This is a genomic window from Lentzea sp. NPDC036955, from assembly GCF_055608005.1.
Window position 1 is genome coordinate 481,735 of the sequence record NZ_JBVJRC010000004.1, and the last position, 15,245, is coordinate 496,979.

14 protein-coding genes are annotated in these 15,245 nt (G+C 70.9%); 10 read left to right on the forward strand and 4 right to left on the reverse strand.

Annotated features, from left to right (window positions below; translation table 11 throughout):
- Positions 1–93: 93 nt before the first annotated feature.
- From purF to arfB, 4 genes are all read left to right on the forward strand, one after another.
- Positions 94–1,599 carry an amidophosphoribosyltransferase gene (gene purF / locus ACZ7CF_RS15760; RefSeq protein ID WP_360394417.1) on the forward strand — a complete coding sequence of 502 codons (1,506 nt, stop codon included), beginning with the start codon at positions 94–96 and terminating at the stop codon, positions 1,597–1,599.
- A 29-nt stretch (positions 1,600–1,628) separates the two neighbouring features.
- On the forward strand, positions 1,629–2,690 hold the full coding sequence (gene purM / locus ACZ7CF_RS15765; RefSeq protein WP_470369852.1) for a phosphoribosylformylglycinamidine cyclo-ligase: 1,062 nt from the start codon (positions 1,629–1,631) through the stop codon (positions 2,688–2,690).
- 61 nt (positions 2,691–2,751) lie between these two features.
- Entirely contained in the window at positions 2,752–3,900 is a 1,149-nt protein-coding gene (locus tag ACZ7CF_RS15770; RefSeq protein WP_470369853.1) for a SigE family RNA polymerase sigma factor, read from the forward strand.
- 9 nt (positions 3,901–3,909) lie between these two features.
- Positions 3,910–4,332 carry an alternative ribosome rescue aminoacyl-tRNA hydrolase ArfB gene (arfB, locus tag ACZ7CF_RS15775; protein ID WP_458430002.1) on the forward strand — a complete coding sequence of 141 codons (423 nt, stop codon included), beginning with the start codon at positions 3,910–3,912 and terminating at the stop codon, positions 4,330–4,332.
- Here the strand turns inward: arfB and ACZ7CF_RS15780 are convergent.
- The gene (locus tag ACZ7CF_RS15780; RefSeq protein ID WP_360394425.1) at positions 4,315–4,986 is read right to left on the reverse strand and encodes a response regulator; all 672 of its coding nucleotides are present in this window, start codon (positions 4,984–4,986) and stop codon (positions 4,315–4,317) included. The genes arfB and ACZ7CF_RS15780 overlap by 18 nt on opposite strands.
- Positions 4,983–6,512: a sensor histidine kinase gene (locus ACZ7CF_RS15785; protein ID WP_360394428.1), complete on the reverse strand. Its 1,530-nt coding sequence runs from the start codon at positions 6,510–6,512 to the stop codon at positions 4,983–4,985. Before ACZ7CF_RS15785 ends, ACZ7CF_RS15780 begins: the two co-directional genes overlap by 4 nt.
- Before the next feature lie 130 nt (positions 6,513–6,642).
- Between ACZ7CF_RS15785 and ACZ7CF_RS15790 the strand changes: the two genes are divergently transcribed.
- From ACZ7CF_RS15790 to ACZ7CF_RS15800, 3 genes are read left to right on the forward strand one after another with little or no spacing between them, the layout of a single operon-like run.
- A complete protein-coding gene (locus ACZ7CF_RS15790; RefSeq protein ID WP_360394851.1) occupies positions 6,643–7,611 on the forward strand; it encodes a Bug family tripartite tricarboxylate transporter substrate binding protein in 969 nt (322 codons plus the stop codon).
- Positions 7,608–8,138: a tripartite tricarboxylate transporter TctB family protein gene (locus ACZ7CF_RS15795; RefSeq protein ID WP_470369854.1), complete on the forward strand. Its 531-nt coding sequence runs from the start codon at positions 7,608–7,610 to the stop codon at positions 8,136–8,138. Before ACZ7CF_RS15790 ends, ACZ7CF_RS15795 begins: the two co-directional genes overlap by 4 nt.
- Positions 8,139–9,656, forward strand: a complete 1,518-nt coding sequence (locus ACZ7CF_RS15800; protein WP_470369855.1) for a tripartite tricarboxylate transporter permease — start codon at positions 8,139–8,141, stop codon at positions 9,654–9,656.
- A gap of 69 nt (positions 9,657–9,725) precedes the next feature.
- Here the strand turns inward: ACZ7CF_RS15800 and ACZ7CF_RS15805 are convergent, their stop codons facing one another.
- Both ACZ7CF_RS15805 and ACZ7CF_RS15810 read right to left on the reverse strand, forming a co-directional pair.
- Positions 9,726–11,219: a CoA-acylating methylmalonate-semialdehyde dehydrogenase gene (locus tag ACZ7CF_RS15805; RefSeq protein WP_470369856.1), complete on the reverse strand. Its 1,494-nt coding sequence runs from the start codon at positions 11,217–11,219 to the stop codon at positions 9,726–9,728.
- Positions 11,216–12,217: a LacI family DNA-binding transcriptional regulator gene (locus tag ACZ7CF_RS15810; protein WP_470369857.1), complete on the reverse strand. Its 1,002-nt coding sequence runs from the start codon at positions 12,215–12,217 to the stop codon at positions 11,216–11,218. The genes ACZ7CF_RS15805 and ACZ7CF_RS15810 overlap by 4 nt, the downstream gene beginning before the upstream one ends.
- A gap of 133 nt (positions 12,218–12,350) precedes the next feature.
- Here ACZ7CF_RS15810 and ACZ7CF_RS15815 point away from each other — a divergent pair, with 133 nt between their 5' ends.
- The 3 genes from ACZ7CF_RS15815 to ACZ7CF_RS15825 are packed head-to-tail and all read left to right on the forward strand — an operon-like array spanning position 12,351 to position 15,212.
- Entirely contained in the window at positions 12,351–13,346 is a 996-nt protein-coding gene (locus ACZ7CF_RS15815) for a Gfo/Idh/MocA family protein (RefSeq protein ID WP_470369858.1), read from the forward strand.
- A gap of 4 nt (positions 13,347–13,350) precedes the next feature.
- On the forward strand, positions 13,351–14,211 hold the full coding sequence (locus tag ACZ7CF_RS15820; protein WP_470369859.1) for a TIM barrel protein: 861 nt from the start codon (positions 13,351–13,353) through the stop codon (positions 14,209–14,211).
- 14 nt (positions 14,212–14,225) lie between these two features.
- Positions 14,226–15,212, forward strand: coding sequence for a sugar ABC transporter substrate-binding protein (locus tag ACZ7CF_RS15825; RefSeq protein WP_458430011.1), 987 nt, complete (start codon positions 14,226–14,228; stop codon positions 15,210–15,212).
- Positions 15,213–15,245: the final 33 nt, after the last annotated feature.

Below are 15,245 nucleotides of genomic sequence, written 5' to 3' on the forward strand. Positions count from 1 at the left end.
CATCACCTCAACGGGGGTGCGATGGGGGTGAACAGGCCCCTGCTCCACATACACTCGGGTAGCAGCCAGCCCCGTCGTGAGGGAGCCAACTCGGTGGTCGCCGACCATTCCCAGCCCGAACAGGAACCTCGTGAGGAGTGCGGCGTCTTCGGCGTCTGGGCTCCTGGCGAGGACGTCTCGAAGCTCACCTACTACGGCCTCTACGCCCTGCAGCACCGCGGTCAGGAGGCAGCGGGCATCTCGGTCGGTGACGGCGCGCAGGTGGTCGTCTTCAAGGACCTCGGGCTCGTCAGCCAGGTCTTCGACGAGCAGGTCCTGCAGTCGCTGAAGGGCCACGTGGCCGTCGGCCACTGCCGTTACTCCACCACCGGGTCCACGACCTGGGAGAACGCGCAGCCGACGTTCCGCACCACCGCCGCCGGGTCGGGGCTCAGCCTCGGGCACAACGGCAACCTGGTGAACACCGCCGAGCTGCGGGAGAAGGCGCGGGAGCTGGGTCTGACCAGCCGCAACGGCGCCACCACCGACTCTGACATCCTCACCGCGCTGCTCGCGCACGCGGCGGCGGACAAGGGCATCGAGCAGGCGGCCATGGAGCTGCTGCCGACCGTCCGCGGTGCGTTCTGCCTGGTGTTCTCCGACGAGAGCACGCTGTACGCGGCACGGGACCCGCACGGCGTCCGGCCGCTGGTCCTCGGCCGGCTGGAGCGCGGCTGGGTCGTCGCGAGCGAGACCGCGGCGCTGGACATCGTCGGCGCGAGCTTCGTGCGCGAGGTCGAGCCGGGTGAGCTGATCGCGATCGACGGCGACGGGCTGCGGTCCAGCCGGTTCGGGAACCCCGAGCCCAAGGGCTGCATCTTCGAGTACGTCTACCTGGCGCGGCCGGACACGACGATCTCCGGTCGCAGCGTGCACGCCACGCGCGTCGAGATCGGCCGCCGGCTCGCCAAGGAGCACCCGGTCGAGGCCGACCTGGTGATCCCGGTGCCGGAGTCCGGCACGCCGGCCGCGATCGGGTACGCGCAGGCCAGCGGCATCCCGTACGGCTCGGGCCTGGTCAAGAACGCCTACGTCGGCCGGACGTTCATCCAGCCGTCGCAGACCATCCGGCAGCTGGGCATCCGGCTCAAGCTGAACCCGCTGCGCGACGTCATCCGCGGCAAGCGCCTGGTCGTCGTGGACGACTCGATCGTGCGCGGCAACACCCAGCGCGCGCTCGTGCGCATGCTGCGCGAGGCCGGTGCGCTTGAAGTGCACGTGCGGATCGCGTCACCGCCCGTGAAGTGGCCGTGCTTCTACGGCATCGACTTCGCCTCGCGGGCCGAGCTGATCGCCAACGGCCTGGACGACGACGGCATCCGCCGCTCGGTCGGCGCCGACTCGCTCGGGTACGTGTCGCTCGAACAGCTCGTCGCGGCGACCGAGCAGCCCAAGACGCGGCTGTGCTCGGCGTGCTTCGACGGCGAGTACCCGATCGAGCTCCCGGCGGACGCGCTCATCGGCAAGCACCTGCTGGAGGGCCTCAAGGGCGTGGCGGGCTCGGCCGCTCCCGTCCTGCCCAACGGCTATGGTGCCGAGGACGCACTGCGTCGCCCCTGAGGCCTCCAGAACAAGTGGAAGAAGTTGACGTGACCGACAGCGCCAAGGCCACCTACGCCGCAGCCGGAGTCAGTATCGCCGCAGGTGACGAGGCGGTGGAGAAGCTGAAGCCGTGGGCGGCCAAGGCGCACCGGCCCGAGGTGCTCGGTGGCATCGGCGGGTTCGCCGGCCTGTTCCAGCTCAAGCTCGACCGCTGGAAGGAGCCGGTCCTCGCCTCCTCCACGGACGGCGTCGGCACCAAGATCGCGGTCGCGCAGGCGCTCGACAAGCACGACACCGTGGGCATCGACCTGGTCGCCATGATCGTGGACGACCTGGTCGTGTGCGGCGCGGAGCCGCTGTTCGTGCAGGACTACATCGCGGTCGGCCGGGTCGTGCCGGACAAGATCGCGGCGCTGGTCAAGGGCATCGCCGAGGGCTGCGTGCAGGCCGGCTGCGCGCTGCTCGGCGGGGAGACCGCCGAGCACCCCGGCCTGATGGGCGACGACGACTACGACATCTCCGGCACCGGCGTCGGCGTGGTCGAGCAGTCGAAGCTGCTCGGTCCCGACCGGGTCCGCGACGGCGACGTCGTGATCGCGATGGGCTCGTCCGGCCTGCACTCCAACGGCTACTCGCTGGCCCGCCACGTGCTGCTGGAGATCGCCCGCATGCCGCTGGAGGGCCACGTCGAGGAGTTCGGCCGCACCCTCGGCGAGGAGCTGCTGGAGCCGACCAAGATCTACGCGAAGGACTGCCTCGCGCTGATCGCCGAGACGGAGGTCCGCGGGTTCTCCCACGTCACCGGTGGTGGCCTGGCCGCGAACCTGGCCCGCGTGCTGCCGGAGGGCCTGCACGCGAAGCTCGACCGCGGCACCTGGACGCCCGCCCCGGTCTTCCAGCTCATCGCCCAGCGCGGCCGGGTGGAGCGCGAGGAGATGGAGAAGGCGTTCAACATGGGCGTCGGCATGGTCGCCGTCGTCGCGCCGGAGGACGTCGACCGCGCGCTGGCCGTGCTGACCGCGCGCCACGTGCCGTCGTGGGTGCTCGGCGAGGTCACCAGGTCGGAAGAGGGCGGCGCCTCGCTCGTCGGGGACCACCCGCGTTTCTGATCTCCCGAGGCAACCTCCCGGGGTCGCCGCCGCGTACTAGGCGGCGACCGAGGAGGGGCACTTGGACCGGGACCGCGAGTTCGGGGAGTTCGTCGACGCACGCGCGCTCGTCATGCGCCGCACGGCGTTCCTGCTGTGCGGCGACTGGCACCGTGCCGAGGACATCGTCCAGAACGCGCTGATCAAGCTCTACGTGGCGTGGCCGCGGGTGCGCAGGGACAGCGTGGACGCGTACGCGCGCAAGGTGCTCGTGCGCACGTCGATCGACGAGTCCCGGCGCGGGTTCTTCCAGCGCGAGCGGTCCGTCGACGCCGTGCCCGAACGCGCGGCACCGGAACCGTCGACCGCCGACCTGGACCTGCGCCAGGCGCTTGACGCGTTGCCACCGGGGCAACGCGCCGTCGTAGTGCTGCGGTACTGGGAGGACCTGAGCATCACCGAGACCGCCCGCATCCTCGGCAGGACGGAGGGCACGGTGAAGAGCCAGGCGGCCAAGGGACTCGCCGCGTTGCGCGACCTGCTGGTCGACGAACCGCAGTCGGGCATCCGCCGCAGCGAGGTCATCAGAGCGGGCAGGACGAAGCTCGCCCGCCGCCGCACCGCCATCGCGGGCGCGCTCGTGTTCGTACTGGTCGCGGGCCTGGGCGGGGTGGTCGTCGCACTCCGGCCGCAGCTCACGGCGAGCGACAGCGCGGGCAGCGCGGTCTCCGGCACGATCGACCGCAACGCCCAGCTCACCGCGGTCCTGGGCGCCGCGGACGTGATCCCGGCCGGGGTGACCGTGCGGGACGTCCCCGGGGTGCCGGGACGTGCGCTGCAGTTCTTCGACCTGGACAAGAGCCGTCGCGCCGTGGCGCTGCTGGACGACGCCCAGGGCACCGGCGCGTTGACGATCGAGCTCACCCGCGGCAACGCCACGGACATCAGCACGTGCTTCGAGCCCGAGGTCGCACCGTGCGAACTGCGCGAGGTCGGCGGCATCAAGGTCCGGTCCAGCATCGCGGGCAGGCCGGACGGCGTCCACCTGTACCAGGTGGAGGCGCTCCGGCCGGACGGCACGTTCGTCAAGGTCATCAGCGTCAACGTGGGCGAGTTCCGCACCAACGTGGCCGGCGCGCCGAAGCTGGACGCCCCGACGTCCCGGCCGGCGCCGCTGCCCGACCGCGAGACGCTGATAAAGATCGCGACACTTCCGGGCCTGACCTTCTAACCTGGAGGCATGAACGACGTGACCGTGACTCGGACGCTGGTGCTCCCGGCGGCCGAGTTGCGTGAACGTTTTTCCAGGTCGGGTGGCCCTGGCGGGCAGGGCGTGAACACGGCGGACAGCCGGGTGGAGCTCAGCTTCGACGTCGCCGGCTCGCCCACGATCCCCGAGCACCTCAAGCGCCGCATGCTCGACCGCCTGGCCGGTCGGCTGGTCGACGGCGTCCTCACGATCGCCGCCTCCGAGCACCGCGCCCAGCTGCAGAACCGCGCCGCCGCCCGCGAACGCCTCGCCGCGGTCCTCCGCGCCGCCGCCGCGCCGCCACCGCCGATGCGCAAGCCGACCAAGCCCACCAGGGGCTCGAAGGAACGCCGCATCGCCGGCAAGAAGCGCCGGGCACAGACCAAGCGCGGCCGTTCAGGCTCCTGGGAGTAGTGCATAGATCCGTTCCGGACGGCCGGTTCCGCCGTACCGCAACCGGACTTCGGCCCGCCCCGCCGACACGAAGTGCTCCAGGTACCGCCGCGCGCTCACCCGCGCGACCCCCGTGGACGACGCGCACTCCGACGCCGACAACCCCTCCGGGTGCGCCCTCAGCGCGTTCTCCACGAGCCGCGCGGTCTCCGGCGTCAACCCCTTGGGCAGCAACGGTTTCGACGACGGCCGTGCACCGAACACCTGGTCCACGTCCGCCTGCCCGGCCGTTCCGAGCCGGTCGAGCTTCTCGTGCAGCGACGCGAAGTGCGCGAGCTGGTCGCGCAGCGCGTCGTAGTCGAACGGCTTGATCAGGTAGTGCAGGACGCCGCCGCGCATCGCACCGCGCACGGTGTCCACGTCGGTCGCGGCCGTGATCACGATGACGTCGACGTCCTCGTTGGCGCGCAACGACTTCAGCACGTCGAGTCCGCTCATGTCCGGCAGGTAGACGTCGAGCAGCACCAGGTCCGGTTTGAGCGTCGCCACCAGCCGCAACGCGTCCGCGCCCGTGTGCGCGACGCCGACGACCTCGAAACCGCCGGTGCGCGCGACGTAACCGCTGTGCACCTTGGCCACCATGAAGTCGTCGTCGACGACCAGCACCCGCTTCACCAGGGCAGCCTTGCCGTGAACACCGAGCCGGACACGCTCACCGACCCGCCACGCCGCAGGCACGCCCGCCGGATCAGCGCGAGTCCGAGGCCGCGTTCCCCGTGCGATGCCGCCTTGGTCGTGAACCCGTGCCGGAACACCTCCTCGGCCAGCTCCGGTGCGACTCCCGGGCCGGAGTCGCGGACCACGACCTGGACCTCGTCGTCCACCTGCACCACACCCACCTCGATCCACTTCCGGTCGCCGTTCAACGAGCTCAGCGCATCCAACGCGTTGTCGACGAGATTTCCCAGCACCATCACCAGATCGGCGGACAACGCCTCGTCGGTGCGGCCCAGCACGCTGTCCGGCGCCATGCGCAGCTCCGTGCCGCGCTCGGCGGCCAGCGACGCCTTGGCGATCAGCAGCGCGGCCACGGCGGGGTCGCCGATCGACGAGCTGACCTCGGCCCGCCACTGGTCCTGCGCCGAGCTGATCCGGTGGATGTAGTGGGTGACCTCGTCGTACTCCTGGAGCGAGATCAGCCCGGCGATGGTGTGCAGCCGGTTCGCGAACTCGTGCGCCTGCGCCCGCAACGTGTCCGTCGCGTGCTGCGAGGCGTCCAGCTCGTGTTGCAGCGCGAGGAGCTCCGTGCGGTCCCGCAGCGTCACGACCGCACCCGCGCCCTCGATCGGCATGCGGTTCAACGTGAGCACGACGCCTTGGCGCAGCACGAGCTGGTCGACGCCGGTGGCCCGCCCGGTGAGCACGTCGCGCAGCCGGTCGTTGAGCTCCAGCTCCTCCACCGCCCGCCCGACCGCGTCGCCCGGCAACGCGAGCAGCTCCCGCGCGTGGTCGTTGACCAGCGTGATCCGGTCCTGCGCGTCGAGGCCGACCACGCCCTCCCTGATGCCGTGCAGCAACGCCTCGCGGTTCTCGACCAGCGCGGTGATCTCGTGCGGTTCCAGCCCGAGCGTCTGGTTCTTCACCCGCCTGGCCAGCAGCAGCGACCCGGTGACGCCGATGACGAGCGCGATCAGCAGGTAGCGCAGCGCGTCGACCGGCTGGTTGAGGGCGCCCGCCCAGATGCCCGGCTCGCGCACGCCCGCGACCACGATCCCGTTGACCCCGCGGGTCTGCGGGTCGAACACCGGCACGTGCGCCTCGATCGAGCCTCCGGCCGTGCCGACCCACGCCCTGCCGTCGAACGCGGTGGTCGTGGTGTCCAGAGTGGACCCGACCTGGGCGGGGTCGGGTGAGGTGAGGACGCGCCGCTGGAGGTCGACGACCAGCACGTAGGTGGCGCCGGAGAGGCCCCGCGCGGTCTCCGCGGCCGGTGCCAGCAGGTCGCGGTTGCCCATCTGCGTCTGCACGACGTCCGTGGCGGCCACGTTCTCCGCGACGGAGAGCATCCGGCGTTCCTCGTTGGAGCGGAAGTTGCGGCCCGTCTGGACGACGGTCAGCGCGCCCACCGCGAACAGCAGGCACAGGACCACTACGAGTTGCCACACGAGCAGTTGGCTGGCCAGGGAACGGCGGCGGCGCATGAAACCTCCCGTGACCAGAAAGACCGAAAGAAACCTTAGAAGCGCAAGAGCGACATCCAGGTTTACACCAGAGCAACATGTCCAACCACGCGGACGAGAGGCGGGGATCACAGTGTCGGTGAAGGTGTGGGTGGCGGTGGCGACGGCGTTGCTCGCCGTCCTGCTGGTGCCGCCGTTGCTGACGCCGGGTGCGGACAGCGGCGACACGAACCAGGTGCGGGCGCTGCGCGTGCTCGTGCCGAACGCACCGGGCGGCGGCTACGACATCACGGCGCGCACCGCGGCCAAGGCCATGGAGGACGCCGACCTGCTGCGCAACGCCGAGGTGTTCAACCTCCCCGGCGCCGGCGGCACGGTCGGGCTCGGCCGCACGGTCGGCGAGCGCGGCAACGGCAAGCTGATCATGTCGATGGGCCTGGGCGTGGTGGGCGCGGTCTACACGAACAAGTCGCCCAACTCGCTGCTGGACACCACCCCGATCGCGAAGCTGATCGAGGAACCGGACATCGTCGTGGTGGCGAAGGACTCGCCGTACACGTCGATGCAGCAGCTCGTGGACGCGTGGAAGGCCAACCCCGGCACGGTCACCGTCGGCGGCGGGTCGGCACCGGGCGGTCCCGACCACTTGGCACCGATGCTGATCGCGAAGGCCGTCGGGCTGCCGCCCAGGACCGTCAACTACATCCCGTTCGACGGCGGTGGCGAACTGCTCGCGAGCGTCCTCGGCGGCAAGGTCGCGTTCGGCGTCTCCGGCGTCGGTGAGTACCGCGACCAGATCCAGGCCGGCACGCTGCGCGTGCTCGCGGTGACCAGCAAGGACCGCATCCAGGGCATCGACGCGCCGACGTTGCGGCAGGCGGGGGTGGACGTCGAGTTCACCAACTGGCGGGGCGTCGTCGCACCGCCGGGCATCGCGCAGACCGACCGCGACAAGCTCGTCGACCTGTTCGAGCGGATGCAGAAGACGCCGCAGTGGTCGGAAGCCCTGCAGCGCAACGGGTGGACCGACGCGTTCGCACCGGGCGACGAGTTCGGGACCTTCCTCGACAACGAGAACAAGCGGGTGGCAACGGTGCTCAAGGACTTGGGGCTCGCATGACGACGAAGACGGAGGAGCGGCCTCGGGCACGGCCGGGAAGCTGGCTCCGCGAACGGTCCGAGCTGGGCATCTGCGCCCTGCTGGTCGTGCTCGGCGCGCTGGTGCTGACCGACGCCGTGCAGATCCCGACCGACTTCGCCCAGCGCGGCCCGGTCGGCCCGAAGGCGGTGCCGGTCCTGGTCGGCTCGCTGCTGCTGGTCGTGGCGGTGCTGCTGGCCCGCGACGTGCTGCGCGGCGGCCGCGGTGAGGCCGAGGGCGGCGAGGACGTCGACCTGACCGCACCCGCCGACTGGCGCACGGTGTTGTTGCTGTGCGGTGCCTTCCTCGCGAACGCCGCGCTCATCGGCGTGGTCGGCTTCCCGATCTCCGGCGCGGTCCTGTTCTGGGGCGCGGCCTACGCGCTCGGCAGCCGCAACCTGGTCCGCGACCCGCTGATCGCGGCCGGCATGTCGGTCGCGACCTTCCTGGTGTTCAACAACCTGCTCGGCGTCCCCCTGCCCGGTGGCCCGTTGATGGAGGTGTTCTAGGTGGAACAACTGCTCGACGGCTTCGCGACCGCGCTGACGCCGACACACCTGCTGTTCGCGGCGATCGGCGTGCTCCTGGGCACCGCGATCGGCGTCCTGCCGGGCATCGGCCCGGCCATGGCGGTGGCACTGCTGCTGCCGGTCACCTACGGCATGGAGCCGACCGGCGCGTTCATCATGTTCGCGGGCATCTACTACGGCGGCATGTTCGGCGGCTCGACGACGTCGATCCTGCTGAACACACCGGGTGAGAGCGCCGCGGTCGTCGCCGCCTTCGAAGGCAACCCGATGGCCCGCAAGGGCAGGGGCGCGCAAGCGCTTGCCGCGGCCGCGATCGGCCACTTCACCGGCGGCATCGTCGGCACGCTGCTGATCGTGCTGCTGGCCCCGTTCGTCGCGAAGCACGCCGTCGACATCGGCGCACCGGACCTGTTCGCGATCATGGTGCTGGCGTTCATCGCGGTGACCTCGGTGCTGGGCGCCTCGCGCATCCGCGGCGTGGCGTCGTTGCTGATCGGCCTCACCCTCGGGCTGGTCGGCCTGGACGAGATGACCGGCCAGCAGCGCCTGACGTTCGGCTCGCTGCACCTCGCGGACGGCATCGACATCATCGTGGTCGCGGTCGCCCTGTTCGCGGTCGGCGAGGCCCTCTGGGTGGCCGCCCACCTGCGCCGCAAGCCGTTCGAACCGATCCCGGTCGGCCGCCCGTGGCTGTCCCGCGCCGACCTCAAGCGCACCTGGAAGCCGTGGCTGCGCGGCCCGGTGATCGGCTTCCCGTTCGGCGCGATCCCGGCCGGCGGCGCGGAGATCCCCACGTTCCTGTCGTACGTGACGGAGAAGCGCCTCTCCAAGCACAAGGACGAGTTCGGCAAGGGCGCCATCGAGGGCGTCGCGGGCCCGGAGTCCACGGCCTCCGCCTCCGCCGCCGGCACCCTCGTCACGATGCTGACCCTGGGCCTGCCCACCACGGCGGTCGCGGCCGTCATGCTCGCCGCGTTCCAGCAGTACGGCATCCAGCCGGGCCCGCTGCTGTTCCAACGCGAGTCCGGCCTGGTCTGGGCGCTGATCGCGTCGCTGTTCATCGGCCTGACCCTGCTGCTGGTGCTGAACCTGCCGCTGGCACCGGTGTGGGCGAAGCTGCTGCGCATCCCGCGGCCGTACCTGTACGCGGGCATCCTGTTCTTCGCCTCGGTCGGCGCCTACGCGGTCAACGCGGACATCTTCGACCTGCTGCTGATGTTCGTGATCGGCCTGCTGGGCTTCGCGATGCGCCGCTACGGCCTGCCCGTCCTGCCGGCGATCATCGGCGTCATCCTCGGCCCGGCGGCCGAACAGCAGATGCGCCGCGCACTGCAGCTCTCCGACGGCTCGCTCACCGGCCTGGTCAACACGCCGATGGCGATCGTCGTCTACGTCGTGATCCTGCTGATCGTGTTCTTCCCGCTGCTCCGCCGCCTCCTCCCCACCCCAACCTCTCCTGCTGCTCCCTCTCCCCAGCACGAGAAAATCGACGCCTGAGCAGGGCACGCGGGGACCTTTCGTACCCTCCTGGGGTACGAAAGGTCCCCGCGTGCCGTGAAGGCGGGGTCAGCCGTGCGTGGGGAAGCCCAGGTTCACGCCGTGCTGCTGCGGCCAGCGGGCCGTGATCGCCTTCGCCCGCGTGTAGAACCGCACGCCCTCGGCGCCGTGCACGTGCGTGTCACCGAACAGCGAGTCCTTCCAGCCGCCGAACGAGTAGTAGGCCATCGGCACGGGGATGGGGACGTTGATCCCGACCATGCCGACCTGCACCCGCCGCTGGTACTCGCGCGCCGCCAGCCCGTCACCGGTGTAGATGGCGGTGCCGTTGCCGTACGGGTTGGCGTTGACCAGCGCGAGCGCGTCCTCGAACGTCTCCGCGCGCACGACGACGAGGACCGGCCCGAAGATCTCGTCGGTGTAGACGCTCATGTCGGGGGTGACGTGGTCGAACAGCGTCGGCGCGAGCCAGAAGCCGTCCTCGTGGCCCTCGGGTGCGTGCCCGCGGCCGTCCACCACCAGGGACGCGCCCGCGGCCTCGCCCGCGTCCACGTAGGACCGGACGCGGTCCCGGTGCACGCCGGTCACCAGCGGGCCCATCTGCGCGGACGGGTCGGTGCCCGGCAGCACGGACGGGTGCAGGTCGCGAGTGCGCGAGGCGATCTTGGCCACGAGCTCGTCACCTGCCGGGCCCACCGCCACGACCACCGAGATCGCCATGCAGCGTTCGCCCGCGGAGCCGTAGCCCGCGGACACGGCGGCGTCGGCGGCCACGTCGAGGTCCGCGTCCGGCAGCACGACCATGTGGTTCTTCGCGCCGCCCAGCGCCTGCACCCGCTTGCCGGCCGCCGTACCGCGCGCGTACACGTGCCGGGCGATCGGGGTCGAGCCGACGAACGAGGCCGCCGCGACGTCCGGGTGGTCGAGCAGGGCGTTGACCGCGAAGGCGTCGCCCTGCAGCACGTTCAGCACCCCGTCGGGCAGGCCGGCCTCCTGGAACAGCTCGGCCAGGCGCACCGACGCCGACGGGTCGCGCTCGGACGGCTTCAGCACGAAGGTGTTGCCGGTCGCGATGGCGATGGGGAACATCCACATCGGCACCATCACCGGGAAGTTGAACGGCGTGATGCCCGCGACCACGCCCAGCGGCTGCCGCAGCGAGTACGCGTCCACACCGCGCGAGACCTGCTCGGAGTGCTCGCCCTTGAGCAGCTGCGGGATGCCGCACGCGAACTCGACGACCTCCAGCCCGCGCTGCACCTCACCGGCCGCGTCCGACAGCACCTTGCCGTGCTCGGCCGTGATGATCGCCGCGAGCTCGTCGCGCGCCTCGTGCAGCAGGTGCCGGTAGGCGAACAGAATCCTGCCGCGGGTCGACAGCGACGACTCCGACCACGACTGCGCCGCCTTCAGCGACGACGACACCGCCAGGTCGACATCGGCCTGCTCGGCCAGCACGACCTGCGCCGACACCGCACCGGTGGCCGGGTTGAAGACGTCGGAGGTCCGGGACGACACCCCGGTGGTGCGGGCGCCGTCGATCCAGTGGGGGATGGTGCTCAACGCGGTCCTCCTGGGGGAGCTGTCGTGTTCCGGACTACGAGGGAAGGGGTGAGGAGATGGCGCACGGGTTCGGTGCGTCCGTCACGAACCCGTTGCAGCAGCGCGGAAGCAGCCAACCGGCCGAACTCGGCGCGGGGCTGGTCGATCGTCGTCAGCGAGACGTGCCGCAACGCCGCCAGCGACGTGTTGTCGTACCCCACAACGGAAACGTCGGCAGGCACGCGCAACCCGGCGTCCTCCAGAGCCGAGATCGCGCCGACGGCGTTGAAGTCGTTGCACGACAAGACTGCCGTGGGCAGGGCATCCTCTTCGAGCAGCCCGCGGATCGCCCGCGCGCCGGCCGCGTCGGTGTACTCCGACGGCACGACCTGCGGCACCAGCCCGTGCGCCTCCATCGCGGCGACGTACCCGCGCCGGCGGGGCCCCGCCTGGGTGCCCTCGCCACCGTCCAGGTGCGCGATCCGCCTGTGCCCCAACGACACCAGGTGGTCGACGGCCAGCCGGGCGCCCACCTCGCCGTCGTCGTTCACCGTGTCCACAGTGGACGCGCGGGACGAACGGGCCACGAGCACGACCGGGAGTTGTTCGGCCGCCTTGGAGATCGCCGTCGCGGGCACGACCGGCGACAGCAGGACCAGGCCACCGGGGCGGAACGACAGCAGCGACTCCAGCGCCCTGCGCTCGCGGGTGGGTGAGCGGCCGCCGGTGTTGATGATGATGTCGAACCCCTGCTCGCGCGCCACCTCGTCGATGCCGTCCACGACCTCGGCGAAGAACGCGTTGTGCAGGTCGGACACCATCACGCCGAGCACCGTCGAGGTGCGCGAGGCCAGCGAGCGCGCCATGGCGTGCGGGGAGTACCCCAGCTCCTCCGCTGCCTTCAGCACCGCGGTGCGTCGCGCCTCGCTCACCTTGGGTGAATTGCGCATCACCAGTGACACGAGGGCGCGGGACACGCCCGCGCGCAGTGCGACGTCTTCCATCGTCGGCCTGACCACCGGCAACACCTCCCCTCACGTCACGGGCGGGAAACGCACCCTTGACACCCGTGTGACGCAAGCTACAGCATTAGAGCGCTCCAACCAATAGAGCGCTCTAACACATCAGGTCGATGAACAGGGGAAACCTGCGATGCGGATCGGAGTAGCGGGTGTCGGCAGGATCGGCACCATGCATGCGACCAACCTCGCCGCACTGGATCGGGTGGACGAGGTGCTCCTCTTCGACCCGGTGCCCGGCAGGGCAGCGCAGGCGTCGGCGGGCCTCGCCGGGACCACGGTGGTGGACGACCTCGACACGCTCCTGGGCAGCGTCGACGGCGTCCTGCTCGCCACCCCGACGAACACGCACCCCGAGATGCTCCGCGCGGCCATCGCCAAGGGCGTTCCCACGTTGTGCGAGAAGCCGATCGCGAGCGACGTCGCCGAGATGCGCGCACTGGTCGCGGACGTCGAGAAGTCCGGTGTGGAAGTCCTCGTGGGCTTCCAGCGCCGGTTCGACCCGGCGATCTACGAGCTGCACCGCCGCATCCGCGCCGGCGAGGTGGGTGACGTCTACCTGGTCAGGGCGGTCGGCAACGACGCCACCCCGCCGGACTTCTCCTACCTGCCCGCGAGCGGCGGCATCTTCCGCGACCTGCTGATCCACGACCTGGACTGCGTGCCGTGGCTGGTCGGCGAGCCGGTCGTCGAGGTCTACGCGAGCGGGTCGGTCCTGGTGCACCAGGCGTTCGCCGACGCCGACGACGTCGACAACGCGGTCGTGCTGCTGAAGTTCGCCGGTGGTGCGCACGCCACGCTGGCCGGCGGGCGGCACGACCCGGTCGGCTACGACCACCGCATCGAGGTGCTGGGCAGCAAGGACTCGCTGGTCGCGGGCGTCGACCCGCGCACCCCGCTGAACTCGCTGGAGCCCGGCGGCCACGTGGCCGGACCGGACGCCTACCCCGGCTTCCCCGAGCGCTTCCACCGTGCTTATGTCAACGAGGTGAAGCTGTTCACGCAGGTCATCAAGGGCGAGGTCGCGAACCCGTCGCCGGCGGGGCAGAGTTTGATCAGCCTTCGCCTGGCCGAAGCGTGTGAGCAGTCGCGCCGCAGCGGCGCACCGGTGCGGATCGAGGGGAACTGAGGACATGGCGAAGATCGCCGGAGCACCGATCTCCTGGGGCGTGTGCGAGGTGCCGGGCTGGGGTGCCGTGCTCCCGTCCGGGACCGTGCTGGGCGAGATGCGCTCGCTCGGCCTCACCGCGACCGAGCTCGGCCCGCCCGACTACCTCCCGGCCGACCCCGAGCAGCTCAAGACCCTGCTCAAGAGCCACGAGCTCGGCCTCGTCGGCGGCTTCCTGGCCGTCCCGCTGCACACCGGCGCCCAGTCCACCCTGGACGAGACCGACCGGGTCGCCGCGATCCTGGCGGCCGGCGGCGCCGAGGTGCTCGTGCTCGCCGCCGCGACCGGGCTCGACGGCTACGACGAGACGCCGGAGCTCAGCGACGACGAGTGGGACACCCTCGTCGGCACCTGCGCGAAGATCCGCGAGATCGCCGCCGGGCACGGACTGCGGACCGTGCTGCACCCGCACGTGGGCACCCACGTCGAGCGGGAGGCGGAGGTCGACCGGTTCCTCGCGGACTCCGATCTCCAGCTCTGCCTGGACACCGGCCACCTCCTCATCGGCGGCACGGACCCGGTCGAGCTGGCGCGCCGCTACCCGGACCGGATCGGTCACGTGCACCTCAAGGACGTGCGTGACGAGATCGCGGCGAAGGTGCGCAGCGGCGCGCTCAGTTACACCGATGCCGTGGAACAGGGCATCTACGTGCCGCTCGGGGACGGCGACGTGGACGTGGAAGCACTGGTGAAGTCCGTGCAAGAGGCGGGCTACACCGGTTGGTTCGTGCTTGAGCAGGACACCCGGCTCAAGCACGGAGGTCCCGTGGACAAGCCGCTCCAGGACACCGCGCGCAGCCTCGCGCACCTCAGCAAGATCCTCTGAAGGGACGGGAGACGATGAAGTCTCGTCTGGTCATCCGTGCGGGCGCCGCTCTCGCCGGTGTTGCTCTACTGGCCGCGTGCAGCGGCCCGACGGGAACGCAGTCGCAGAACACGGGCGACAACGCCCCGGCCGCCGCGTCGGGCGACCTCAAGGTCTCCGTCATCACGCACGGCACCGCGGGTGACGCGTTCTGGAGCGTCGTGAAGGTCGGCGCGGAGGACGCGGGCAAGCAGCTCGGCGTCGGCGTCACCTACAACTCCGACGGCGACCCCGGCGCCCAGGCCAAGCTGATCGACAACGCCGTGTCGCAGAAGGTCGGCGGCATCGTCGTGTCGATGGCGAACCCGGACGCGCTCAAGACGTCCGTCGAGAACGCGGTGAAGGCCGGCATCCCGGTCATCACGATCAACTCCGGCAGCGCGAAGAGCGCGGAGTTCGGTGCCATGGCGCACGTCGGCCAGGAGGAGACGATCGCGGGTGAGGAAGCCGGCAAGAAGCTCAAGGCCGCCGGCCGGACGAAGCTGCTCTGCGTGATCCACGAGGCCGGCAACTCGGGCCTCAACCAGCGCTGCGACGGTGCCCGCACCGGCTTCGGCGGCGCGGTGGAAAACCTCCAGGTCGACATCTCCAACCCGACCGACGTCGAGGCCCGCATCAAGGCCAAGCTGCAGTCCGACACCACCGTCGACGGCGTGCTCGCGCTCAACCCGCAGGTCGCCGTGAACGCCGCGTCCGCCATCAAGGGCACGAGCTCGAAGGCGCAGGTCGCCACCTTCGACCTCAACGCGGACGTGGTCACCGCGATCAAGGCGGGCGAGGTGCTCTTCGCCGTCGACCAGCAGCAGTACCAGCAGGGCTACCTGCCGGTCGTGATGCTGAAGCTGTTCAAGGACAACGCCAACACCCTCGGTGGCGGCAAGCCCGTGCTCACCGGCCCCGGCTTCGTCGACAAGTCCAACGTGGACAAGGTCGCGGAGTACGCCAAGAACGGCAAGAGGTAGGGAGGAGGCGGGGAGATGACCGTGACAGCCACA

Coding starts and splice junctions, on each gene's coding strand:
- arfB (WP_458430002.1), top strand. CDS start 3,910: ATGAACGACGTGACCGTGACTCGGACGCTGGTGCTCCCGGCGGCCGAG.
- ACZ7CF_RS15785 (WP_360394428.1), bottom strand. CDS start 6,512: ATGCGCCGCCGCCGTTCCCTGGCCAGCCAACTGCTCGTGTGGCAACTC.
- ACZ7CF_RS15795 (WP_470369854.1), top strand. CDS start 7,608: ATGACGACGAAGACGGAGGAGCGGCCTCGGGCACGGCCGGGAAGCTGG.
- ACZ7CF_RS15815 (WP_470369858.1), top strand. CDS start 12,351: ATGCGGATCGGAGTAGCGGGTGTCGGCAGGATCGGCACCATGCATGCG.
- ACZ7CF_RS15820 (WP_470369859.1), top strand. CDS start 13,351: ATGGCGAAGATCGCCGGAGCACCGATCTCCTGGGGCGTGTGCGAGGTG.
- ACZ7CF_RS15825 (WP_458430011.1), top strand. CDS start 14,226: ATGAAGTCTCGTCTGGTCATCCGTGCGGGCGCCGCTCTCGCCGGTGTT.